Origin of the sequence: Vibrio salilacus, assembly GCF_002811245.1 — a bacterium.
Classification (GTDB): Bacteria; Pseudomonadota; Gammaproteobacteria; order Enterobacterales; family Vibrionaceae; genus Vibrio; species Vibrio salilacus.
This window is the reverse complement of the sequence record NZ_NIVQ01000019.1, coordinates 1-23,208: the sequence shown is the minus strand read 5'-3', so window position 1 is coordinate 23,208 and position 23,208 is coordinate 1. Positions and strand designations below refer to the sequence as shown.

Genomic DNA, 23,208 nt, shown 5'->3' with positions numbered 1-23,208 from the left:
AGCACCTTCATAGTAAAGGTGCTCAAGCTAACCATCGGGGGGATGAGGTCAGTTAAACGGTAGCCGTTGTTGTTTGTTTAGCGTCTGATTTATTCTTCAACAATGCGTAGCCAAAGCCAGTTAAAGCAGTACCTGCAGCTATCGCAACTAAGTACATGACAACGGGCGTGATGGCATTTGGAATCAACAGAACAAACAAGCCGCCGTGTGGGGCCATCAATTTTGCACCAAATAGCATAGATAGAGCCCCAGTTAGTGCGCCACCAGCCATACAGGCAGGGATGACACGCATTGGGTCTTTAGCCGCAAATGGGATGGCACCTTCAGAGATAAAACAAAGGCCAAGTACAAACGAAGCTTTACCTGCTTCACGTTCACCTTGTTCAAACTTATTCTTAGCAATAAATGTTGCCAGTCCCATACCGAGTGCCGGAACCATACCTGCAGCCATGATGGCAGCCATAGGAGCATAAGTTTGAGATGCAAGTAAACCGACACCAAAGGCATACGCCGCTTTGTTTACCGGGCCACCAAGGTCGAAACACATCATTGCACCAAGCAGCATACCCAACATAACTGCGCTGTCTGAACCCATATTATTAAGGAAATCAGTTAAACCGTTCATGATGCCAGATACCGGGCCACCAACAACGTAGATCATGACAAGGCCAGTAAATAGGGTTGCAACGAATGGAATGATCAAAATGGGTTTTAATGCTTCCATCGATTGTGGAAGACTGACTTTTTCTGCCAAGAGTTTTGCCGCATAACCAGCAATGAAACCTGCGGCAATGCCACCTAAGAAACCAGCACCTGTTGAGCTCGCTAACATACCGCCAACCAAACCAGGAGCAAGACCTGGGCGATCCGCGATAGAGAAGGCGATGTAACCTGCAAGAACAGGGATCATAAGGGCAAACGCAGAACCGCCACCAATCGTCATCAGAGCGGCGGCGAGTGTACCTTCTTCTTTAAAGGCTTCAATACCAAACACAAATGAGAGCGCAATGATCAACCCGCCTGCAACAACGACAGGTAGCATGTGCGAAACGCCGGTCATTAGATGTTTATACGCACCTTTATTTTCTTCGTTAGCGGTTGAACTGGCATTGCCAGAGTGTTGATAAACCGTTGCTTGTTCGAACGCTTTGTCCATTTCTTCAGAGGTTTTCTTCAGCGCAGGGCCCGTCTTGGTACGGTAGATCTTTTTACCGTTAAAACGATCAAGAGGGACGTCGATGTCGGCGGCAATAATCACTAAGTCTGCTTCAACAATATCTTGATCGCTAAGTTGGTTTTTTGCGCCAACGGAACCGCGAGTCTCGACTTTAATTTGGTGACCTCGACGTTTACCTTCTTCATTTAACGCTTCTGCTGCCATAAAGGTATGGGCAACGCCAGTTGGACATGCGGTGATCGCGACTATCTTTTGGCTACCACTGCTCGTCGTGGCTGGCGTGTTTTCAACGGAAGTAGCTTGCGTTAATACCTGTGCCTGTTTTATCGCTTGTTGCAAACATTGGGTTGGGTCGGCGATGACTTTATCCATGCTGACTTGGTATACTTTCTTACTAACAAAGCGTGATGTATCGACCACACGGTTAGCGGCGATCACGATCACTTCTGCATCATCAATCTCGCTTTGACTTAGTGTATTTTGTGCAACCACAGTCGATTGACATTCAATAGCTGCATTCCAACCAAGGGAAGCAACGGATTTTTCGAGTAAACCTGCAGCTAGGATGCTATTGGCAACCCCGCTAGGGCAGGCCGTAATAATGGCGATATTCATAGTGGTAACCTTTTGTTATCTAATTTCCGTTATGACTTGATGCTTGTCCAAGATCGAACATTTTGGTTGCAAGCGTTACTTGTTCCAGCTCTTGTTGACTGGTTAGGCCTACACCAACTTGGCTAACTGCGATGGCAGATAGCGCAGTGGCGAAGCGCAGTAATTCGTGTTTTGGCATGTTTTGCATGTGTCCCCAGCACAAGCCAGCGACTAATGTGTCTCCTGCACCAACGGTACTGACCACATCCATACGTGGAGGTTGAGCGCGAATCCATTGCTGTGCATTGAGCCACATCACACCATCAGCACCCATTGAAACGACAATGTTTTCTATACCGCTGCTACTGAGTTGTTCAGCGGCTTTCTGGCATTCCACTGGGCTAGACAAGTGCTGACCGAACAGTTCGCTTAGTTCTTCATCATTGGGTTTAATTAGCCAAGGCTGGGCAGCAATTCCTGCGTGCAAAGCGGTTTTACTGCTGTCGAATAACACCTTTTTACCTTGAGAGCGCAACAACTCGATCCACGCAGCGCATTGTTGAGGAGAGATGCCTTGCGGCAAGCTACCAGCAAAGACAAAATATTCATGTGACTTAGCAAGTTGCAGCAGTTTAGCTTCAAACTTGGATGCCTCATCAGCAGTGACTTTTACGCCAGGAAAGTTAATGTCACTGACCTGACCACTGGACTCAACCAGTTTGACGTTAATGCGAGTCGCCCCTTCAACCTCAATAAAATGATTTGATGCGCCGATTTGATTAAACAGCTGGTGGAACAGTTCGGGGTTATCCTTGCCTAAAAAGCCAGTTACGGTGACTTGAGCGCCAAGATCGGCAAGAACTTTGGCAACATTAACGCCTTTACCTGCCGCGCGTAAATTGCTTTGGTTGACCAAGCTTACTGTGCCCACATTTAGCGATTCAAGGCTACCAGTAAGATCAAGGGCAGGGTTTAGAGTAATAGTGACAACACGCTTGGTGTTTACCATGGTCATAGTCACCTCTCAACCTTCACCGAGACCAGAATTAATTGCGCAACCAATGGCCTCAAGCGCCTGGGCTGCATCATGCCCTTGTGCAGTAAACTGCAGTTGATGGCCATGTTTCACACCTAGAGCAATGACCTTCATCAGGCTCTTGGCGTTAACCGCTTTGCTATCGCCATCAAGGTTAGCAACGCGAATGTTGGATTCAAATTTCTTGGCTTCTGCGACTAACATCGCGCCAGGTCGAGCATGTAAACCGTGAGCGTTTTTAATTTTGAACGTGGCGATATTGTCAGTTGATTGATCGCTGCTACTGTGTTCAACCACTTCACCCTTAAGCAGATCAATCAATTGTTTTGCGTTGGCATCGATTACTATTTTCTGCTTTTGTTGGAACACAAGTTCGGTAATCCGTTGGAGAATATCTAGGTGAGCATTATTGCAGGCAGCAAACGCGATAAGCGCATGAACTTTTTGCCCTTGGTATTCGCAATCATTGATCGTAGACACAAAAGATAAGCCAGTGCGCAGAACGTGTTGATCACTGCCAATCAGCCATAAGCCCTTGCCAAGGTGAGTGGGCGACTTGGTCACAATGTCAGCAACGAAGGCACTTTCAGCGCAGCCAGTATTTTTAAGTAGGCTACCGGCAACGGCGCTCATTTGCACCATGTCACTGGCAGGGAACTGAAGCTGTATCAATGAAGCATCAAACTCGGCTTCGAATTGAATATCGCCGTTGAGTAGCGCGATAATTTCTTGCTCATTTTTTGCATCGCGTAAGCGCTGTTCGACACCATCGGCGCTAAGAACCTTCATGAGCTGTTTTAAAATGCCTAAGTGTTCATCTGATTTGGCCGCAATTCCAATTGCAACATAAGCGACATTGCCGTCACCCCAATCAACACCTTGAGGAAAGTGATGAACGGCAACGCCCGTAGTGTTGACCATATTTCGAGTATCAGTGGTGCCATGGGGAATCGCAATGCCATTACCAAGAAAAGTCGAGTTCTGATTTTCACGATTCAACATACCGTCAACATAACCTGATTGGACGAGGTTCTTATCGGTAAGACTGCTTGCTATACGTTTGATGGCATCGAACTTGTTATCGGCGGCTTGCGACAACGTGATATCGCTTGTGTCTAATTTAAGCATGGGACTCTCCAACTTGGTCAATAGTTATTCTTCTAAGTCTCTGCTCGTTAAGCAGGCTTAACTTCTGCTGTTGGTTCTAATCTTTACTCAGCCGCTAATTAACGGATAAATAGTCGGCTGAATCGATTCAGCAAAAGACTAAAATAAATTGGATTCAGTCGATTGGCGTCCTAATGATTGAACTAGGAGTTGTAAGCTGACTAATCGGGGTTTATTGACTTCGATTAGTGATTCGCTTCACCATTTTTATTCTTGCTGAATCCTTTCAGCTTTAATACTGAATCGTTTCAGCCTATAATTCAACCCAAGCTTGGATCCTAATGTTTGTTCTATGATCCGGCGCACAGAACAAAGGTTGATGATATGACTCTTGATGAAATCGCCAAATTGGCTGGCGTTTCTAAAACGACCGCAAGCTATGTAATTAATGGCAAAGCGCAAAAGTACCGAATTAGTGAAAAGACGCAGCGTAAAGTAATGGCTGTCGTGAACGAATATAATTACCGCCCAGACTTGGCTGCAAGCACGTTACGTGTCGGACAAAGTCGATCATTTGGACTGATTATCCCTGATCTAGAAAACACCAGTTACGCCAGGTTGGCAAAACTCCTAGAGCAAAATTCGCGCTCGGCGGGTTATCAAATCTTAATCGCCTGTTCAGATGATGAACCTGAAACAGAGAAAAACGTTGTCCAGGCATTAGTCAGTCGCAAAGTTGATGCCTTGTTTGTTGCCAGTGTGATTCCCGAAGCGAGCGACTATTACCTTGAGTTACAGAGTCGGGGAACGCCTGTCATCGCACTTGACCGTCCACTTGATGATGAACACTTTTCGTGTGTTATTAGTGAAGATTTTAGCGGGGCGTACGATCTTACTCTCTCGGTGCTTAGTGACACTAAAATGACGGTGGGGCTGATTGGTGCCTTACCTGAATTGAATATTTCCCGAGAGCGGGAGCTAGGCTTTAGATCAGCAACTTCAAAGTATGGCGTTAATACTCAGATTCGCTATGGTGAGCACTTTAACCGTGCCGATGGTGAGAAAGTGTTTGGACAGTGGTGTGAGCAAAATACAATGCCTGATGCCATAGTCACGACATCATACACACTCCTTGAAGGCGTACTTGATGCGCTAGTGAAAAAGCCGGAACTGATGCAGGGGCTAAAACTAGCGACCTTTGGTGATAATCGATTACTCGACTTTCTGCCAAGCAAAATTAATTCCTTGCCACAGCAATTTGAACTGATTGCTGACAGTGCAATGGAACTGGCGTTGAACGCTGCCGCTAAAAGATACAAACCTGGTATTGAACTGATTCCGCGCAAAATTATTGTTCGCTAATACAAGCAGCCCCAGCCAATGGTTGGGGCTGAAAGTTTTTATAAGATGCGAGTGTTAGTACTGAAAGCGGACAGACATCGTGATCTGTGGACCGTAAAGGCCATTGTTACGCGTTTCTGCCGACAAAGAGAGTTGCTGCGTTGAATGGAAACGCACGCCAGCATGGACAACAGAAGAATCGTCATTGCGGCCAATACGGCCCGTTAGTTCGACTTGCTCCGTAATCCAGATGCGACCACCAATATTAACCTCAGCTTGAGATTCACTTTCTCCGCCAGTGTCTTCAGTAAACTTAACTTGGTGGATAAGGAATTGGCCATAAACGTCGGCAAACTGATTAACAGGACCATTGAAACCAATCCCCGCCGCTAAATCGTAATCTTTATCGAACCGAGTGTCGGCGCGAACGACAAAGTGTGAATTTTCAGTAAAAAATGTGCTGAATTCTACGCCGGCCATCTCTGGGCCCACTGCGGTGCGAACTTCGAAATAGTTGTAATTAAAGTTATTAGCTTGTGCACTACCACTGATACCCAAAAATGCTAAGGTACTGGCCAAGATGGTGTTTTTCAAAAGAAGTCTCCGACTCGCAACAATAAATTGACTAAATCATTTAGCTTGCAATAAGCAAGCCAAATCATAGCGTAATTGGCGAGTGAAAACAGGCTTTTATAACAGTTGAAGTCGATCAATCTCAATTTCTGGTGTACTTCCCCCCTCGTACTCTCCGAACAAACGCACTTTACTGGTTTGATCTAACGGTTGATCGAGTACGATGCCATCATCAAGTTCTACTTGAATTTCTCCCTTACCGTCCGAGAAAATATAGGTATCCCCTTTGATTTGACGGAGTAAATTACCTTCCACCACGACATATTTCTCAGTAAACATACTGGTATCTTCTAATAAAGAAGCTACGGAGCTCACTTCTACCGGACCTGTGTATTGTACGCCGTGAGATGCGTGGTCATTTTTTGCCATTGCAAGACCTGGAGCAAGAATGATGCTTACTGCTGTTGCTAGTAGAACCTTGTTCATTGTGTTCTCCTTTATTGACTTTAATGAGTATATCGGGCTTTGATGGTGCTATTAGAGCAGGGTATTTGTGAACGAATGCTGAGTGATAAGTTCATACTCCATTCATATTATTGAGTTATTTCGCCCAAATTCGTTATTATGTCGGCCTAAACAATATCGAAGACATTTCCATGAAATCTACTCACCAAGCATTAATGGTTCAAGGCACTACCTCGGATGCCGGCAAAAGCGTGTTAGTCGCAGGCTTATGCCGTGTGCTCGCAAGAAAGGGCGTAAAGGTTGCGCCTTTCAAGCCACAAAACATGGCACTCAACAGTGCAGTGACTGCTGACGGAGGAGAAATAGGTCGTGCTCAGGCGGTACAAGCATTAGCGGCCAACCTCGAACCAAGTGTCCACATGAATCCAGTGCTGCTTAAGCCAAGCAGTGATATGGGGGCGCAAGTCATTTTTCAAGGTAAAGCGACCACCACGGTTGATGCTATTGGCTATCAAAGTTACAAGCAGGTTGCGATGCCTGTGGTGATGGATTCCTTTAATCAACTACAGTCTGAGTTTGATTGTATCGTTATTGAAGGTGCAGGCAGTCCAGCAGAAATTAACCTGCGCGAAAACGATATTGCCAATATGGGATTTGCCGAGCAGGCGGATGTCCCGGTGATTATCATCGCGGATATTGATCGTGGTGGAGTCTTCGCTCATCTTTATGGCACCTTGGCCCTGCTATCAGAGCAAGAGCAGCAACGGGTTAAAGGTTTTGTGATCAATCGATTTCGCGGCGACATTGGCTTGCTTCAATCAGGATTAGACTGGTTAGAGCAAAAAACGAGTATCCCGGTTATTGGTGTCTTACCATATTTGCATGGTTTCGATTTGGAAGCAGAAGACGCGATTAATGCTGCACAAGTGGTTGCTGAGAAAGCAAAACTCAATGTTAAAGTACCAGTGTTGCCGAGAATAAGTAATCACACGGACTTTGATACATTACGCCAAAATCCAGATATCAACCTTACTTATGTCGGTAAAGGCGAGCGCTTAGACGGCGCTGATCTTATTATTTTACCTGGCTCAAAATCGATTCGTAATGATCTCGATTATCTACGTAGCCAAGGTTGGGATCGTCAAATAGAGCGCCATTTGCGCTATGGTGGTAAAGTGATGGGAATCTGCGGTGGCTACCAAATGCTGGGCAAATGGATACATGATCCATTAGCGATAGAAAGCGCGGCGGGTTCGACGCAAGGTTTAGGTTTTCTTAATGCTCATACGACACTCGCCTCAGAGAAAACCTTGACCAATGTATCAGGCACGCTCACTCTGGATGATCAGACGTTGTCGATCAGCGGTTATGAAATTCATACTGGTATTACCGAAGTAAACGCAAGCCAGCCGATAACACTGAATAACAATACCTTAGATGGTGCGATAAGTGACTGTAATCAAGTATTGGGTACTTATCTACATGGTATTTTTGACGACTCGCGCGCCGTGACGGCGGTGGCTCGATGGGTGGGTATTGATGATATTGCCCAAGTGGATCATCTTCAGAATCAACAAGATGCGATTGATAGAATAGCGGACGCGATAGAGCAGCACCTAGATCTGAACAAATTATGGCCATAACTCGTTTCATTTTAGCCAGCCAAAGCCGGCACATCGTACTAACAGCACTGTTTGCATTAGTGAGCTTTTCTGCCACCGCTAGTGAAAGGTTGCGTATATACGCCGCTTCATCAATGACCAATGTTGTTAACGAGTTAATTACTCAGTATAAACAACAGCACGAGGTTGATATGACCGCAGTGTATGGCGGTACGTCGTCGTTGGCGCGTCAAATTGGATATGGAGCGCCTGCAGATATCTTAATTGCAGCGAACCAGAAGTGGATCGATTTTCTGATTAATAGTGACGTGACATCAAGTGACGCTGTCACTAATATCGCAACCAATCAATTGGTTGTTATTAGCAAAAATGCCCTGAAACCATTCGACATTAAGCAATCCAGTGCTTGGTTGGAGGTATTGCAAGGCCAGCGCTTAGCGATTGGACAACCCGACGCCGTCCCTGCAGGCATTTATGCCAAACAGTCGTTAGAGCATCTTGGTGTCTGGCCTACGCTTAATGGTCATTTGGCGCCAACCAATAACGTCAGAGTGGCGCTCACTTTGGTTGAACGTGGTGAAACACCTTTAGGCATTGTTTATCAGACAGATGCACTACAAAGTGACCAAGTGAGCACTGTGGTGCGTTTACCACCAAGCAGCCATAGCACGATTGTTTATCCGATGGTAAAACTAACCAATAACCATACCACGACTCAGTTTGTCCACTTTGTACAAAGTGATGCTGGGCAAACGATCTTATCTCGCTTCGGTTTTTCTGCTGCTACGGAGTTGAAATAGTGCTATCAGAATACGAATATCAAGCCTTAATGCTCAGCCTGAAAGTCGCAGGTTATGCGTTGCTGTGGTTGATTCCAATAGGTATTGGCTTTGCATGGGTGTTAGCACGCAAGCAGTTTATTGGTAAAGGTATTATCGATAGTGTTATTCATCTACCTTTGGTGCTCCCACCTGTGGTTATTGGCTATCTGCTACTCATCTCAATGGGGCGCCAAGGCTTTCTAGGAAGCTGGTTGTACGATCAATTTGGCTTGGTGTTTTCTTTTAGTTGGAAGGGGGCGGTACTGGCTTGTATCGTCGTTGCACTGCCACTTATGGTTCGTTCTATTCGCCTCAGCTTAGAAAATGTCGACACTAAACTTGAACAAGCCGCTGCCACTTTGGGGGCATCACCACTCAAAGTCTTTTTTACCATAACTTTGCCATTAACCCTACCTGGAATCATTACGGGCAGTATGCTCTCCTTTGCACGTAGTCTTGGTGAGTTTGGTGCAACGATAAGCTTTGTCTCAAATATCCCCGGAGAGACGCAAACAATTCCATTGGCAATGTACAATTTTATCGAAACGCCAGGAGCAGAATCGCAAGCAATGCGCTTATGCGTTATTTCAATTGTTATTGCGCTCGGTTCGTTGATGCTATCTGAGTGGTTGACTCGCGCAAGCGCCCGTCGATTAGGAGCGCGCTTATGAGCAAACTTACGATTCAGTATCAACAAACACTAGGCACGACACAATTTGATATTGACCTTTGTTTACCTCAACAGGGAATTACCGCGATCTTTGGCCGTTCTGGGGCGGGGAAAACTTCGTTAATTAATGCCGTTGCAGGGTTAGCGACCCCGACAAGTGGGCGAATAATAATAGGTGATGTCACCCTATACGATTCAAGCCAACACGTTAATGTACCAACCTATAAACGCAATATTGGCTATGTATTTCAAGATGCACGTCTGTTTCCACACTTTAACGTCCAAAGCAATTTAACCTATGGCGTTAAACAAGACGATGCACAACATTTTAATGATGTTGTCGAACTGCTCGCGTTAAAGCCACTGTTACAACGATACCCGAGCGAGCTCTCTGGAGGTGAAAAGCAACGTGTTGCTATAGGCAGAGCGCTACTTTCAAAACCACGCATATTGCTCATGGATGAACCGTTAGCCTCATTAGATTTACCTCGTAAGCGTGAGGTGATGCCATTTCTTGAGCAATTGGCTAAAAGCGTAAAGATTCCAATCCTTTATGTCTCTCATAGCTTGAACGAAGTGCTACGCTTGGCCAATCAATTAGTCGTGATTGATGGTGGACAAGTGATCATTTCCGGCCCCATAGAGCAGGTGTGGTCGTCACCAGCGATGAAGCCTTGGCAGGGCTTTTCTGAGCAAAGTACTCTGTTTGAAGCCTGTGTTATTGGTCATAATGACGATTATGCCTTGTCACAAGTAGAGTTAGCTCCAGATACCGCGTTATGGGTACAGAAAGTAGAAGGAGAGGTTGGTCAACCAATACGTTTGCAGGTACGTGCCAATGATGTGTCGATTATGCTCGACAAGCCACATCGAACGTCGATCCGTAACGTTCTAAAAGGGACGATCTCACACATCGAACTTCATAGCCATGGTAACGAGAGACAAAGTGTCGAGGTCCAAATACGATTGGCCATAGACTGTTATCTCAAAGCGACGATCACGCAATGGGCGAAAACAGATCTGCAACTTGACGTAGGGGTAGAGGTTTACGCGCAGATTAAAGGGGTAAGTGTCACCCAACGCGATATGGTTTTAAGTTAATAAAAACGCCGCTTATTAGCGGCGTTGACTCTTACTTGGTATAAGTAAGAACGGGTAAAAGTAAAAACAGTATTACTTGGCAAACACGTCAGTAAAATCGCGTTTAAGAATAGGATCACGACGCGCTTTTTTGATCTGTTTGACCATATCTTTGACACAGTTGTGCAGAACTTGATCAAGCAGCTGGGTACGGTACTCTTCTTTGTCTTGTTCAGACATCTCTTTTGGTAGGTTCAGTGTTGGGAACTCTTCCATCACATTGATACCAGCAAATGCCTGACTCACTGAAATGAGTGCATGAAACTGTTCAAAGTTGTCTAATACATTTTGTGCACTGTTTGGTAACTCATTCCAGGCTTCACGAACGGCTTCTTCCGAAACTTCATGGATTGACGTCACCATGTAGTGCATAGCTTCTGGGACTTCGTCAAATTGAATTACCTGGCGAAGCTCTGCCGAAACCTCTGCTAGATCTACTTTTGTTTGCTCTGTTGGATTAACGTCAGACATGTATGTTTTCTCTTAAAATGTGTATGTATCGGCGCTATCGTAAAAAAACAGCCATAAAAGTCAACCATCGTTGGATGATTATCATAAGGTGGCGTATGCTTTTGAGTATTGCTTACGTTTAGTTTTGTGTTTGAAAATCAAATTACTAGACGCTTACAACAAATTATTAGACGCTTATAAATAGTATATATAACCGAATTCAGGGTAGAGAGCGAGTGGAAATAGCCGGTTCTTCGATGAAAATCTTATTGGTTGATGATGTTCAGATGGAAAGAATCCAGCTGGCAATAAGACTGAAACAGTTAGGGCACTCAGTTGAAATGGCCGAGTCGGGGGAGCGAGCTCTCGCACTTTATCCTCAATTTGAGCCTGATCTTATTCTACTCGATGTGACTATGCCGGATATGGATGGGTTTGAAGTGTCACGTAAAATACGTCAGCTTTATCCTGATTGGGTGCCGATTATCTTCCTCAGTGGCCATGATGAACCAAGCATGATCGCGACTGCGATTGAAGCGGGTGGCGATGATTATTTGATTAAACCTGTAGATAAAATTGTTCTTAATTCTAAGCTTATCGCGATGCAGCGAATTGCGTTTATGCGCCGTGAACTTAAGCAAATATCTGCTGAATTGGTTAAAGCCAACGCGGAGCTAGAAAAGTTAGCCCAAGAAGATGGCTTGACCAAAGTAAAAAATCGCCGTTACGTCGACCAGAAGCTGCAAGAAATGATCGCCTTACACGGACGCCATCAATTGCCTTTAAGTCTTATTTTGCTCGATGTCGATCGTTTCAAGCTTTATAACGACAGTTATGGCCACATCGAGGGCGATAAATGTTTAATCGAGATTGCCCAGCTATTAAACACACTGTTTGTGCGAAGTGGCGAAGTGGTTGGGCGTTATGGTGGTGAAGAGTTTGTTGTATTGTTAGGTCATAGTGATGCAGACAAAGCCAAACACGACGCTCAACGAATACAAGATGCTTTAAAGCAAGCTAATATGCCTCATGAGTTTAGTGATGTTGCGAATTTTGTGACAGTGTCACAAGGTGTGTTAACCCTCGCTACTCCAACGGGTCGAGAGCAGATATCCGATATCTACAAGCAGGTCGATGAAAAGCTTTACAAAGCCAAATCTGATGGACGTAATCGTTTTATCATCTAACCCAAGCTCATTCTTTATTTAAGTCAAGATGACCAATAACCTTAAGCCAAGCAGACTTGGTTACGTCCTGATTGTTTGGCTTTATAGAGCGCACTGTCGGCACTTTTGAGTACCACAGAGACCTTACGTGATTCACTACTGTCTGCGACACCAATGCTGATGGTGACATTAACGTGGTTGGTATTTTCACCCCCTCCGCGTATTTTACTGCCTTGTTTGTTACTCTTTGGTCGTTTGTCTTGATTGCGTAGTACCATGTCGTAAGACTCGATAGCAGCACGTAATGACTCTAGGTGTTCTTTTGCTTGAGCGGCTGTCTTCCCTTTGAACAAGATGGTGAACTCTTCCCCGCCATAACGATACACTTTGGCTTTACCGCTCACTTGTTTCAGTTTGGTCGCGACCAATTTCAATACATCATCACCTGTGTCGTGGCCATAGGTATCGTTAAACGACTTAAAGTGGTCAATATCTAGCATAGCAATGGTAAATCGCCGGCCAAGGTGTTTTAAATCAGACTCAAGCGCCAAACGGCCCGGAATCTCAGTTAAAGTATCCATAAATGCCAACTCATAGCTTGCGGATAGCAAGTAAATCAGCAGTAATATCCCGATCAAAGAAAATAGAGTGCTTGAAATATAGGCAACGTCGAAGAAGACAAAGGTGGTCGATGACAGTAAAGTGGCAGAATAAACCACGACATCGATAATCTGATTGCGATTGAGCACACAGATTGCAGAGATCAACACCATGGCTAGCGAGTAAATGACTAAAATAAACGGCAGTTTTGAAACCTGCGGCAAAACATAAAGATATGTTTCATTTATATTGTCGAATCCGCCTTCATAAAAATAGGTCAGGGTGACATAGGACCAAAGCAAAAGCATAACGATGATTGCGCCATAGACGATGAATGAACGCGAGAATAGGTTAGAGTCCTTGTAGGAGTAGACTAAAACCAATGCGATAGGTAAAAGTCCAGCAAGCAAAGAAAGCTCAAGAATGGTTGTTCCTGATGACAGAGGGGTTTGTAGCCGAGCTTGAATTAGCCAATAGGCAACACATAATGCGCTTGCTACCATGGCAATTCGACTTTGTTTGAAGATATGTCCGAGTAGAATCGCAATCGCCAGTAATACAAACGGAAGATGGCTCACGATGCCCAAGTTGGCACGTGTCAGGTCAATGACGTTGTCGATGCCCAGTCCGATAAATACCATGAGTATTAATGGCAACAGCAAGCGGAACCAATTTGTAATAACGATCGAAAACGACATTAATCCTAGCCTGAGAATACGAACAAATTATTAAGAATACTTTTATTTGATGAATTTCCAAGCTTTTTACTAAACTTAACAGAGAAAATTGATGACATGAGTAATTTGCAGGCAAAATAGTCGTTGAAGTGGTGTCTGCGATGGCTGTATTTATCGTTTTGGCAACAATAATTTTGGAAAAAGTGTCACTAAAGGAGCAGGTGAATATGCAAATAAGTGTAGACGTTCATAACTATATGGAAACGGTGGTGGGTCAAGAGTTAGCGAAATCAGAGTATGTTGACTTTTTCGACAACGAACAATTAGCCGATTTAGCCTGCTTAGCGTTAAGCCAATTAAGACCAGTATACATTCGTTACGACATTGATTTTCTCTCTGCGCTACCTGAAGAAAGGTTAGTGACGCTAAAAGAGTACGCAGCCAATGCGATTGATGCTGCCAAAACAATGATTATTGACGATCGTCGTAAAAGTCGCAAAGATGAAGTACCTGTGGTGTTTAGCCGTCAGGCATTCGATGATGATGTGGAACTTGAATGGTTTGAAAAGCCAATTCTACAAAAAACAAAATAACAATTTAGGAGAAGTACGTGGGACTTTTTTCTCGCTTGTTTGGTAGCAGTAAAACTCAACCCCAACCTCAAGTCGAACCTGTTGAGTATAAGGGGTATCTGATATATCAAGAGGCATTGCCTGAAGGCGGTCAATATCGTATTGCGGGTCGGATTACGAAGCCGCTGGGTGAAGACATACAAACTCATCGCTTTATTCGTTCTGACGTACTCTCTAGTCAAAGCGATGCCAATGAATTTATGCTAAAAAAAGCACAGATGTATATTGACCAAATGGGTGACAACATTTTCCAATAGATTCTTGTCAAATTGATAGATATCATAATTTTTTGAACCATTAGCCGCTATGCTGATGGTTCTTTTTTATTTTTGACGTAACATAATCTATTGTTTTTACGTAATTTTACCTATACTGGTTTGACCCCCCGTTCTGTTAAAAGAGTGTTGTTAGGTAACGAGTTCAGAAGCACAATAATCGATGACCAATGGTTATAAGTAATGATATTTTGTGTTTTTGTTACAAATTACTTGAAGTATCGGAATACGTTGGATAAAAACAGAACAATCATTGTTGCGAATAGTCAAGGAATAGCTAATGCAAATTGGTGTGCCAAAAGAAATACTTGCGGGTGAAACGCGAGTGGCTGCATCGCCAAAGTCGGTTGAGCAGTTATTAAAATTAGGTTTCGAGGTTAATGTCGAAAGCGGAGCAGGTGAATTAGCAAGTTTTGACGACTCTGCGTTTACTGATGCTGGAGCGAAGATTGTCTCTACGGAAGACGTTTGGAATTCGGATATTATTCTTAAGGTCAACGCACCACTCTCAAATGAACAACATGATGAGATTGCGTTACTTAAAGACGGTGCTAGCTTAATCAGCTTTATTTGGCCTGCGCAAAATCCTGAGTTGATGGAAAAGTTATCAACTAAGAACATCAACGTAATGGCAATGGACGCCGTACCGCGTATTTCTCGTGCTCAAGCGCTAGATGCGTTGTCTTCAATGGCAAACATTGCAGGTTACCGTGCGGTGGTGGAGGCGGCTCATGAATTCGGTCGTTTCTTCACAGGTCAAATTACCGCAGCAGGTAAAGTACCGCCAGCTAAAGTTTTGGTTGCAGGTGCGGGTGTTGCTGGCCTTGCGGCTATTGGCGCTGCGGGCAGTTTAGGTGCGATTGTTCGCGCATTTGACGTTCGTCCTGAAGTTAAAGAACAAGTTCAGTCAATGGGGGCTGAGTTCTTAGAGGTCGACTTTAAAGAAGAGTCGGGTTCAGGCGATGGTTATGCCAAAGAGATGTCAGAAGATTTCAACAAAAAGGCCGCTGAGCTTTATGCTAAGCAAGCAAAAGATGTTGATATCATTATTACCACTGCATTGATTCCAGGCCGTCCCGCACCAACGTTGATCACCAAAGAGATGGTTGACAACATGAAAGCCGGCAGCGTGATTGTTGATTTGGCCGCAGCCAACGGTGGTAACTGTGAATACACGGTTGCTGATAAAGTGATCACCACAAAGAACGGCGTCAAGGTTGTTGGTTACACGGATATGGTTGGTCGTTTGCCGACTCAATCATCTCAACTTTATGCGACCAATATTGTTAACCTACTTAAGTTATTAGCTAAAGAGAAAGACGGTAACATCAACATCGACTTTGAAGATGTCGTTTTGCGCGGCGTTACGGTTATCAAAGAAGGTGAAGTGACTTGGCCTGCGCCACCGATTCAAGTTTCTGCTCAACCAGAGCAAAAACCAGCAGCGAAAGTTAAACCAGAACCGAAAGTAGAACAACCAACGTCACCAACTAAAAAAGTGGCAGGCCTTGTCGCCGCGGTGGGCGCTTTTGCTTGGATTGCCTCAGTTGCGCCGGCGGCATTCTTATCACATTTCACCGTATTTGTACTTGCTTGTGTGGTTGGTTACTACGTTGTGTGGAACGTCACTCATGCACTGCACACTCCTTTAATGTCAGTGACCAATGCGATTTCTGGCATTATCGTGGTGGGTGCATTGTTGCAAATTGGTCAAGGTAATGGCGTTGTTTCATTCTTGTCGTTTATTGCTGTGCTAATTGCCAGCATTAATATTTTCGGTGGTTTCACCGTCACCAAGCGTATGCTTGAAATGTTTCGTAAAAACTAGGAGTAACAGGGAATGTCTGCAGGATTAGTACAGGCAGCTTATATTGTTGCTGCTTTATTCTTTATTATGAGCTTAGCGGGTTTGTCTAAGCAAGAGTCGGCTAGGTCGGGTAACTACTACGGCATCACAGGTATGGCTATCGCGTTGATCGCAACGATCTTCGGCCCGGATTCGCAAGGGTTTACTTGGATCATTATTGCGATGGTGATTGGTGGTAGTATTGGTATCCACTACGCCAAAAAAGTTGAAATGACAGAAATGCCAGAGTTAGTGGCAATTTTGCATAGTTTCGTCGGTATGGCCGCGGTGTTAGTAGGCTACAACAGCTACCTTGATGCCCCCGTTGCAGCAACACACGCTGAACACGTTATTCACCTTGTTGAAGTTTTCCTTGGCGTTTTCATTGGTGCGGTGACATTTACAGGGTCGATAGTGGCTTTCGGTAAATTACGCGGTATTATTTCGTCTTCACCAATGAATCTTCCTCATAAACACAAACTTAATTTGGCGGCGATCGTTGTTTCAACGTTGTTGATGCTGAAGTTTGTTAACGCGGATGGTAGCGTATTTGCGTTGATCGTGATGACTCTCATTGCTTTCGCATTCGGTTATCACTTGGTTGCATCGATTGGTGGTGCAGATATGCCAGTGGTCGTTTCAATGTTGAACTCTTATTCAGGTTGGGCAGCAGCGGCAGCAGGTTTCATGCTCGCAAACGACCTGTTGATTGTGACAGGGGCGTTGGTCGGTTCATCAGGTGCGATCCTTTCTTACATTATGTGTAAGGCGATGAACCGCTCATTTATCAGTGTGATTGCTGGTGGTTTTGGTCAAGAAGTGGTGATCTCATCGGATCAGGAGCAGGGTGAATACCGTGAAACATCCGCTGAAGATGTCGCTGAAATGCTTAAGAACTCGACGTCTGTCATCATCACGCCAGGATATGGTATGGCCGTCGCTCAAGCGCAATATCCAGTGCATGAAATTACCGAAAAACTACGCTCTCAGGGTATTGAAGTCCGCTTTGGTATTCACCCTGTTGCGGGTCGCTTACCCGGTCATATGAATGTTTTGCTCGCTGAAGCTAAAGTACCTTACGATATCGTACTTGAGATGGAGGAGATCAACGATGATTTCCCTAACACCGATACTGTGCTAGTTATTGGTGCGAACGATACTGTTAACCCAGCCGCACTCGAAGATCCAAATAGCCCTATCGCAGGCATGCCAGTGCTGGAAGTTTGGAATGCGAAAAACGTAGTGGTATTCAAGCGTTCAATGAATACTGGTTACGCTGGTGTACAAAACCCATTATTCTTTAAAGAGAATACTCAGATGTTGTTCGGTGATGCAAAAGAGAGCGTTGACGCGATCTCACGGGCTTTGTAACATCAAATAACCTGATAAGAAGCCAGCATCTTGCTGGCTTCTTTCATTTCATCAGTTACATTTCTGACATAGATATCACATTCAATTTTATATTTTTGCAATAATGCTTTACTCTAAATCATAACTTGCTGATTTAATGAATTTTTGCATTTGACTAAGAAAACGATAATCGCATGGCTATTTGGCTTAGCACTTTTTAACACCAGTGTCTTAGCTCAATCATTGCCGGAACGTATTGATAAGTTTGTGGATCTTTTTGATCAAGTAGACGCGACGGTCTCTTACGACATCCGTAACTTACAGTCAGATTATCCCACTCGTCTTCTTACGCCTGAATCAATGTTGCCACAGACGTCTTCTTATCCATTAAAAGATATCCAGCGATTGTACAAGCTTGCGCAAAATTGTACCGGTAAGTTGCCTCTAAGTCCGTTGATCACTGAACCATTGGTATTCACTCGCGCCATGTGTAAAGGCAGTAAGTTAAGTGATAAATGGTTTGCACGTAGTGCACTGATTCATCCTGGCGGGGGGACTTACGCCAGCCGGTATGTACAATTTCACCCAGAAAAGCTCGATGATTTGCAGCAATATATGCACATAAATGAGCGTTCTTTAGCACCGAATAACACCTTATTGGGTCGGTTGCAGAGAATGAGTGAAGACTCGATCATCGCTTTACTCTCAGGGTCAAGCATGTTCATCGAAAGCGATGAACTATGGCTGAGAAAAAACGACAATTACTTGCTCTATCCTGACGCTCAATGGCGGGATAATTTAAAAGAAGCAGGGTTGATGTTTACGCTCAAAAGTGAGTCGAATGCCTGTTTTATTCAGCGTGGCAATTTATGCTGGGATGTAGAAGATCAATCCGATATCTTGCGCATTTCGATGGTAGTCCTAGTTATCGCTAACATATTATTGGTGATTGGCTGGTCAGCATATCGTTGGAATACCAAACGACAAGAGATGAAAAGTCGGATGTTGGTACTGCAAATTCTCACCCATGAATTGAGAACGCCAATTGCCAGTTTGTCGTTAACGGTTGAAGGTTTTCGCCGTGAGTTCGAAAAACTGCCAGAGTCGGTATATGATGAATTTCGTCGTTTATGTGAAGACTCCAGACGCTTACGCCAACTCGCTGAAGCAAGTAAAGATTATTTGCAATCGGATAATAAACCCCTTGCAACCGCTTGGGTTCCATCAGTTGCAGAGTGGCTTGAATTTAAGATGGAACAAGAGTTTGATAACAATATTAAGTTTGTCATCAATAGAGATAGTGCTGCTAAACTTAATGTTTATTGGTTAGGGACATGCATTGACAACCTAATTAGAAACGCCATTAAATATGGTGTGGCACCTATTGTTGTCGATGTTATAACGGAAAAACAAAAAATTACGGTTAAAGTGATGGACCAAGGTGAACTGACGGCAAAAGATTGGCGTCAAGTTCGCAAACCGTTTGTAAGTAAAAGCGGCCTAGGACTTGGCTTAACAATTGTCGAGTCGATGGTCAGCAGGATGGGTGGTAAAATGTCCTTAGTTGGTCCACCGACAACGTTTATTTTGGAGATACCTTGTGAAACAGACACTGCTTCTCGTTGAAGATGATAAAAACTTAGCGGATGGGTTGCTAGTCAGCCTTGAACAAGCGGGATACGAATGTTTCCATGCCGAAAAGATCGCTGATGTTGCGCAATATTGGGATAAGGCCGACTTGGTCATTCTCGATCGTCAATTACCAGATGGCGATTCAGTACAGCACTTAGTCGATTGGAAAAAAATCAAAGACGTCCCTGTTGTATTGTTAACTGCTCTAGTGACAGTAAAGGATAAAGTCACCGGGCTTGACGCTGGTGCTAATGATTACTTAACTAAACCTTTTGCAGAAGCGGAGCTATTTGCACGAATTCGCGCTCAACTTCGTGCACCTGAAGGGGAACAAAGTGATGATTCTCGCGTGGTGACCGAGCATTTGGTTATCGACAAGTCCACTCGAGAAGTGTTCTATAATGATGAATCGGTGACATTAACGCGTACCGAATTTGATCTGCTGTTGTTTTTAGCGAGCAATTTAGGCCGAGTATTTACTCGTGATGAGTTACTTGATCACGTTTGGGGCTACAATCACTTCCCAACTACTCGTACGGTTGATACCCACGTCTTACAACTTCGCCAAAAGCTGCCCGGCCTTGAGATAGAAACGCTCCGTGGCGTTGGCTATAAAATGAAGGCGTAATGGTTAAACTTTACTTATTAATCGGTGCGCTAGCGATTAGCGCGCCAATTAACGCAGAGCAAGTGCCGTGGTTTGATACGAACTCACCGCTGACCCAGGCACACAAGCACCTTTTAAACAATGATTTATCCGCTATGTTTGGATCGTTGGTAGAGGTATGGCAGCTTGAAAATAACCAGACTATTACACCACACCTCAATGATCTTTTTGTTCAATCCCTTGAAGTCGATTGTGGTAAAGGTTTTGCAAACAAACCACTACCACAGTGGTTGAATACGGTCGTAGTTCGGCGTAGCGATATTCAAAGTCCAGGTCGGGACGCATATCGAGCTACAGTCGAAGCGGCATCAAATAAAGAGATTACAGACATCCGCTTAACTAAATGGGTGTCAAAAGAGCTTTCAACGGATAACACGTTTACCGTCGCAATTTCACCCAACGACGAAGATTTACAAATATACTCCAAGCGATATAACTTAAATAGTCAGGTCGATATGGGGCTCTATCGCATTGATATCACCGCGACAGACCAAACTTCTTGGAGTTCTTGGCTAATGTTAGGTGAACCCTTTTCGTCAACAGTCGTTCGATGGAACGCGAAAGCGGAATGGCGCGTTGAACGCAACGCATTACTAAATCCACACTGTCCGCTACCTAAACTGGATGTGTCTATCTATGACTATGTCGATGGTAATTACATTCAAGTGGCGAATGAGCGATATGAATCCGACTATCCTACATCAATCGATAAAATCACCGTCGATCCTGGTCGTTATGTCCTAGCGGTGTCAATCAACAGCCAACGTTGGCAGGGGCCGGTCATCGTAGAGCAGTCGCAAATAATTAGTAAAACGTATGATGTTTCAGTGGAGGAATAACTAAAGATAATAGACAATAGGGCGATATAAGCCCATGGAACCTAAAGTTTATATCGATATGGAAAATAAAATTAAACTATTAACACTGTCTATTGCGCTAGCGACTACATCAGCGTCTGCGGCTAACTACGCTATCGAAGCACGTGGTGATGCCATGGGTGGTGTTGGTGTAGTATCGGCAAACTTCTTAACCGCCCCCTTTTATAATCCTGCCATAACCGCTATTTATCGTCGCAACGATGATGTCGGGATGATCACACCAAGCTTTGGTCTTTCATATAGTGATGAGCATATGATGGTTGATGATCTAGACAAAGCGTCTGACCTTATTAATCGAGCAAGCAATGATATAACAAGCATCGATATCAACGATTTAGACAATACCCTAAAAGCGTTAGATGGTGATGTAGCTAAGCTAGAAATAGGTGGGGTTGTTGCGTTTGCTATTCCTAATAGATATATATCCGCCAACGTGTTTGGTAAGGCATATGCAGAGTCTTACGCTGCTCCTCAAATTGCTAGCGATAGTTCCAATCCGATAAATGAAGGACGAATCTTAGAAAATGCTCAAAATAGTACAGTAAATGCAGTATCGGTAGGCGTGACAGAAGTTGGTATTTCGTTGGCTAAATATCAAACATTTCTTGGTCAACATATTTCATTTGGTATAACGCCCAAACTGCAACGTATTTACACCTATGTTTATGAGGCGAGTTTTACAAACTACGATATTAAAGATGTCCGAGATAATGGTAATGGAGAAACTACATTCAACATAGATGCAGGTTTTCTTTGGTTTTATGGACCGTTAAGAGTTGGGTTTTCTGCTAATAATTTAGTTAGCCGTGATATTCAGACGTTAACGATACCATCATCAGTGTCTGGGAAACCGGCGATTAGTTATTCTTATCAAATGCGCCCCCTTTATACCGTGGGTGTGGGTTTAATCGGTGATTACGCTTCGTTAAGTGTCGACTACGATCTGAACGAAGAGGAGCGCTACACCAATTTCAATGACAATACTCAAATGGTAAGAGTTGGTGGCGAGATCGACATTTTGCGCCAGCTCAAATTGCGTGCGGGTTGGAACCGTAACTTAGCCTATGATGATCTCGACGATACGATAACTGCGGGTATCGGTCTTTCGCCGTTAAACCTGTTTCAACTTGATATCGGTGCAAGTTACACCAATGAAAATTCTATGGGTGCTTATATCAACTTCCTAACAAGTTATTAATCTGTGCAGTTAGGTTAGTTAGGCTAGTCATTAGCTAAGATTCGTACTATAGTCGGCTGCTAAATATTTAGGAGCCTTTTTTATGTTTGACGATTTACCGCAACTCTCTCACCAAGAACAACAAAAAGCCGTTGAAGAAATCCAAAAGTTAATGGCAGAAGGGATGAGTACCGCTCAAGCGATTAAAGTCGTTGCCGGAAAAATTAGAGCGCAAGCCGCTAAACAATAGTAAAGACTAATTCTCGACTAAAAGAGCGCTGCGGCGCTCTTTTTATATTTATAGTCATATAGTGCACTATAACTAAATGAGTCTAAAACGAAGGAAAACGGAATAGGTGAGTAAGGGGTAAAAGCAAGCGTGACACTAAAAGAAACTAATTATGGATGTGTTTTGAAAGTCTAAATAATAAGATTTCAATAAAAGGAAAATCGTTTAAATACAGCGCCTTACTGAAACATTTTATTCTGCGCGGGACGAGCTTAGTGTTTGACCTGTAATTTAATTACATAATGGTAACTCATGACAGCAAGTGCTTACGGCATTCTAGATGATTACACTGCATGGTGATGCGGTAACGAATGTAGGTCACTCGTAATGCAGTTGCAAGTAGAGCAATGAGTTAGCTAGACAGCTTAAGGAGACCCAGTTTGTTATGTGGAGGCTTGAACTTAAAACTAATCGTTTGAGACGAAATGGTGTTTAACACAGATTTACTTTTGAAGGCTTAAAGCAGAAGGTAACGGTGCTGCTGAATTCAATGTTACGTCGTAACTTAAAGTGAATTCTGATGACGTAAGGTCTCTATGGGAATCTAACACAGAATACAATCAATATATCAAATCAAAGATTCGAGGATGGTTTTGATATTAATTGACAGTAAAGTATGCAATTCGTTTTTCCTTCCCTTCATTTTTTAGTGCGTATTATCATTGTTATGTTAAATGTCTTGGGTTTTAAGTTAACTTCATGAGAACCCTACTTTCAATAAGTTATAGACCTTGTTGTATTGGTATGCAGTTTTAGTTTTGGGTTTATCATAAGTTCATATGCTAACAGTTTTGGGTTTTCCATAAGTTCATTAATATTTTCTATTTAACAGTACACTGATTTACCATAAAGTAGATAATCTCTGTTGTTCTAACTGTCGTTAGATCATCAGAGGTTATCTAACTAATTAGTTGGAACTTGGAAAAGGTACACTGAGTAATCCGGTAATCTACTCTAGATAAATGCGTCAGGGTGAGATCGTGAACATTTTTTAATCAAAATAACGATCGATTTGACGATCAC

At 43.7% G+C, this 23,208-nt stretch carries 22 protein-coding genes; 15 read left to right on the top strand and 7 right to left on the bottom strand.

Translation table 11 applies throughout. The features are described from left to right. Positions 1–52: 52 nt before the first annotated feature. Genes fruA through fruB form a run of 3 tightly spaced genes read right to left on the bottom strand, consistent with a single transcriptional unit; the run spans position 53 to position 3,935 of the window. On the bottom strand, positions 53–1,792 hold the full coding sequence (gene fruA / locus CDZ87_RS12850; RefSeq protein WP_100753901.1) for a PTS fructose transporter subunit IIBC: 1,740 nt from the start codon (positions 1,790–1,792) through the stop codon (positions 53–55). 19 nt (positions 1,793–1,811) lie between these two features. Continuing rightward, positions 1,812–2,786 carry a 1-phosphofructokinase gene (pfkB, locus tag CDZ87_RS12845; protein ID WP_100753900.1) on the bottom strand — a complete coding sequence of 325 codons (975 nt, stop codon included), beginning with the start codon at positions 2,784–2,786 and terminating at the stop codon, positions 1,812–1,814. Between the two features lie 9 nt (positions 2,787–2,795). Continuing rightward, positions 2,796–3,935, bottom strand: a complete 1,140-nt coding sequence (fruB, locus tag CDZ87_RS12840; RefSeq protein ID WP_100753899.1) for a fused PTS fructose transporter subunit IIA/HPr protein — start codon at positions 3,933–3,935, stop codon at positions 2,796–2,798. Between the two features lie 363 nt (positions 3,936–4,298). Here fruB and cra point away from each other — a divergent pair, with 363 nt between their 5' ends. Next, positions 4,299–5,276: a catabolite repressor/activator gene (gene cra, locus CDZ87_RS12835; RefSeq protein ID WP_100753898.1), complete on the top strand. Its 978-nt coding sequence runs from the start codon at positions 4,299–4,301 to the stop codon at positions 5,274–5,276. Positions 5,277–5,330: 54 nt separating this feature from the next. Here cra and CDZ87_RS12830 read toward each other — a convergent pair whose 3' ends face one another. Together CDZ87_RS12830 and CDZ87_RS12825 are read right to left on the bottom strand one after the other, a co-directional pair. Then, the gene (locus CDZ87_RS12830) at positions 5,331–5,849 is read right to left on the bottom strand and encodes a hypothetical protein (protein ID WP_100753897.1); all 519 of its coding nucleotides are present in this window, start codon (positions 5,847–5,849) and stop codon (positions 5,331–5,333) included. A 96-nt stretch (positions 5,850–5,945) separates the two neighbouring features. Next, complete coding sequence (locus CDZ87_RS12825) at positions 5,946–6,314, bottom strand: YgiW/YdeI family stress tolerance OB fold protein (RefSeq protein ID WP_100753896.1); 369 nt, start codon at positions 6,312–6,314, stop codon at positions 5,946–5,948. Between the two features lie 170 nt (positions 6,315–6,484). Between CDZ87_RS12825 and CDZ87_RS12820 the strand changes: the two genes are divergently transcribed. The 4 genes from CDZ87_RS12820 to modC are packed head-to-tail and all read left to right on the top strand — an operon-like array spanning position 6,485 to position 10,507. Continuing rightward, positions 6,485–7,936: a cobyric acid synthase gene (locus CDZ87_RS12820; protein WP_100753895.1), complete on the top strand. Its 1,452-nt coding sequence runs from the start codon at positions 6,485–6,487 to the stop codon at positions 7,934–7,936. Then, positions 7,927–8,715 carry a molybdate ABC transporter substrate-binding protein gene (gene modA / locus CDZ87_RS12815; protein WP_100753894.1) on the top strand — a complete coding sequence of 263 codons (789 nt, stop codon included), beginning with the start codon at positions 7,927–7,929 and terminating at the stop codon, positions 8,713–8,715. Before CDZ87_RS12820 ends, modA begins: the two co-directional genes overlap by 10 nt. Beyond that, positions 8,715–9,407 carry a molybdate ABC transporter permease subunit gene (modB, locus tag CDZ87_RS12810; RefSeq protein WP_100753893.1) on the top strand — a complete coding sequence of 231 codons (693 nt, stop codon included), beginning with the start codon at positions 8,715–8,717 and terminating at the stop codon, positions 9,405–9,407. Before modA ends, modB begins: the two co-directional genes overlap by 1 nt. Then, positions 9,404–10,507, top strand: coding sequence for a molybdenum ABC transporter ATP-binding protein ModC (gene modC, locus CDZ87_RS12805; protein ID WP_100753892.1), 1,104 nt, complete (start codon positions 9,404–9,406; stop codon positions 10,505–10,507). The genes modB and modC overlap by 4 nt, the downstream gene beginning before the upstream one ends. 72 nt (positions 10,508–10,579) lie before the next feature. On the opposite strand, the gene CDZ87_RS12800 is transcribed toward modC, so the two are convergent. Next, positions 10,580–11,017 carry a DUF3069 domain-containing protein gene (locus CDZ87_RS12800; protein ID WP_038176540.1) on the bottom strand — a complete coding sequence of 146 codons (438 nt, stop codon included), beginning with the start codon at positions 11,015–11,017 and terminating at the stop codon, positions 10,580–10,582. A gap of 236 nt (positions 11,018–11,253) precedes the next feature. Between CDZ87_RS12800 and CDZ87_RS12795 the strand changes: the two genes are divergently transcribed. After that, entirely contained in the window at positions 11,254–12,183 is a 930-nt protein-coding gene (locus CDZ87_RS12795; RefSeq protein WP_100753891.1) for a GGDEF domain-containing response regulator, read from the top strand. Between the two features lie 41 nt (positions 12,184–12,224). On the opposite strand, the gene CDZ87_RS12790 is transcribed toward CDZ87_RS12795, so the two are convergent. After that, complete coding sequence (locus CDZ87_RS12790; protein WP_100753890.1) at positions 12,225–13,460, bottom strand: GGDEF domain-containing protein; 1,236 nt, start codon at positions 13,458–13,460, stop codon at positions 12,225–12,227. Between the two features lie 206 nt (positions 13,461–13,666). On the opposite strand from CDZ87_RS12790, the gene CDZ87_RS12785 reads away from it, so the two are divergent. The 9 genes from CDZ87_RS12785 to CDZ87_RS12745 all read left to right on the top strand — a co-directional run bounded on the left by CDZ87_RS12785 (position 13,667) and on the right by CDZ87_RS12745 (position 22,146). Next, the gene (locus CDZ87_RS12785) at positions 13,667–14,032 is read left to right on the top strand and encodes a late competence development ComFB family protein (protein ID WP_100753889.1); all 366 of its coding nucleotides are present in this window, start codon (positions 13,667–13,669) and stop codon (positions 14,030–14,032) included. A 17-nt stretch (positions 14,033–14,049) separates the two neighbouring features. Next, positions 14,050–14,328, top strand: coding sequence for an HlyU family transcriptional regulator (locus tag CDZ87_RS12780; protein WP_100753888.1), 279 nt, complete (start codon positions 14,050–14,052; stop codon positions 14,326–14,328). Between the two features lie 298 nt (positions 14,329–14,626). Next, positions 14,627–16,174 carry a Re/Si-specific NAD(P)(+) transhydrogenase subunit alpha gene (gene pntA / locus CDZ87_RS12775; protein WP_100753887.1) on the top strand — a complete coding sequence of 516 codons (1,548 nt, stop codon included), beginning with the start codon at positions 14,627–14,629 and terminating at the stop codon, positions 16,172–16,174. 12 nt (positions 16,175–16,186) lie between these two features. Continuing rightward, a complete protein-coding gene (pntB, locus tag CDZ87_RS12770) occupies positions 16,187–17,563 on the top strand; it encodes a Re/Si-specific NAD(P)(+) transhydrogenase subunit beta (protein WP_100753886.1) in 1,377 nt (458 codons plus the stop codon). 144 nt (positions 17,564–17,707) lie between these two features. Beyond that, positions 17,708–19,168: a sensor histidine kinase VxrA gene (gene vxrA / locus CDZ87_RS12765; RefSeq protein ID WP_422641424.1), complete on the top strand. Its 1,461-nt coding sequence runs from the start codon at positions 17,708–17,710 to the stop codon at positions 19,166–19,168. Continuing rightward, on the top strand, positions 19,143–19,802 hold the full coding sequence (gene vxrB / locus CDZ87_RS12760) for a response regulator transcription factor VxrB (protein WP_038176550.1): 660 nt from the start codon (positions 19,143–19,145) through the stop codon (positions 19,800–19,802). Before vxrA ends, vxrB begins: the two co-directional genes overlap by 26 nt. Next, positions 19,802–20,680: a DUF2861 family protein gene (locus tag CDZ87_RS12755; RefSeq protein WP_100753884.1), complete on the top strand. Its 879-nt coding sequence runs from the start codon at positions 19,802–19,804 to the stop codon at positions 20,678–20,680. Before vxrB ends, CDZ87_RS12755 begins: the two co-directional genes overlap by 1 nt. A 58-nt stretch (positions 20,681–20,738) precedes the next feature. After that, positions 20,739–21,917 carry a conjugal transfer protein TraF gene (locus tag CDZ87_RS12750; RefSeq protein ID WP_100753931.1) on the top strand — a complete coding sequence of 393 codons (1,179 nt, stop codon included), beginning with the start codon at positions 20,739–20,741 and terminating at the stop codon, positions 21,915–21,917. An 82-nt stretch (positions 21,918–21,999) separates the two neighbouring features. Next, the gene (locus CDZ87_RS12745) at positions 22,000–22,146 is read left to right on the top strand and encodes a YoaH family protein (protein ID WP_100753883.1); all 147 of its coding nucleotides are present in this window, start codon (positions 22,000–22,002) and stop codon (positions 22,144–22,146) included. The last annotated feature ends 1,062 nt before the right edge of the window (positions 22,147–23,208 follow it).

Coding starts and splice junctions, on each gene's coding strand:
- fruA (WP_100753901.1), bottom strand. CDS start 1,792: ATGAATATCGCCATTATTACGGCCTGCCCTAGCGGGGTTGCCAATAGC.
- pfkB (WP_100753900.1), bottom strand. CDS start 2,786: ATGACCATGGTAAACACCAAGCGTGTTGTCACTATTACTCTAAACCCT.
- fruB (WP_100753899.1), bottom strand. CDS start 3,935: ATGCTTAAATTAGACACAAGCGATATCACGTTGTCGCAAGCCGCCGAT.
- cra (WP_100753898.1), top strand. CDS start 4,299: ATGACTCTTGATGAAATCGCCAAATTGGCTGGCGTTTCTAAAACGACC.
- CDZ87_RS12825 (WP_100753896.1), bottom strand. CDS start 6,314: ATGAACAAGGTTCTACTAGCAACAGCAGTAAGCATCATTCTTGCTCCA.
- CDZ87_RS12820 (WP_100753895.1), top strand. CDS start 6,485: ATGAAATCTACTCACCAAGCATTAATGGTTCAAGGCACTACCTCGGAT.
- modA (WP_100753894.1), top strand. CDS start 7,927: ATGGCCATAACTCGTTTCATTTTAGCCAGCCAAAGCCGGCACATCGTA.
- modC (WP_100753892.1), top strand. CDS start 9,404: ATGAGCAAACTTACGATTCAGTATCAACAAACACTAGGCACGACACAA.
- CDZ87_RS12800 (WP_038176540.1), bottom strand. CDS start 11,017: ATGTCTGACGTTAATCCAACAGAGCAAACAAAAGTAGATCTAGCAGAG.
- CDZ87_RS12795 (WP_100753891.1), top strand. CDS start 11,254: ATGAAAATCTTATTGGTTGATGATGTTCAGATGGAAAGAATCCAGCTG.
- CDZ87_RS12790 (WP_100753890.1), bottom strand. CDS start 13,460: ATGTCGTTTTCGATCGTTATTACAAATTGGTTCCGCTTGCTGTTGCCA.
- CDZ87_RS12785 (WP_100753889.1), top strand. CDS start 13,667: ATGCAAATAAGTGTAGACGTTCATAACTATATGGAAACGGTGGTGGGT.
- pntA (WP_100753887.1), top strand. CDS start 14,627: ATGCAAATTGGTGTGCCAAAAGAAATACTTGCGGGTGAAACGCGAGTG.
- pntB (WP_100753886.1), top strand. CDS start 16,187: ATGTCTGCAGGATTAGTACAGGCAGCTTATATTGTTGCTGCTTTATTC.
- CDZ87_RS12755 (WP_100753884.1), top strand. CDS start 19,802: ATGGTTAAACTTTACTTATTAATCGGTGCGCTAGCGATTAGCGCGCCA.
- CDZ87_RS12750 (WP_100753931.1), top strand. CDS start 20,739: ATGGAAAATAAAATTAAACTATTAACACTGTCTATTGCGCTAGCGACT.
- CDZ87_RS12745 (WP_100753883.1), top strand. CDS start 22,000: ATGTTTGACGATTTACCGCAACTCTCTCACCAAGAACAACAAAAAGCC.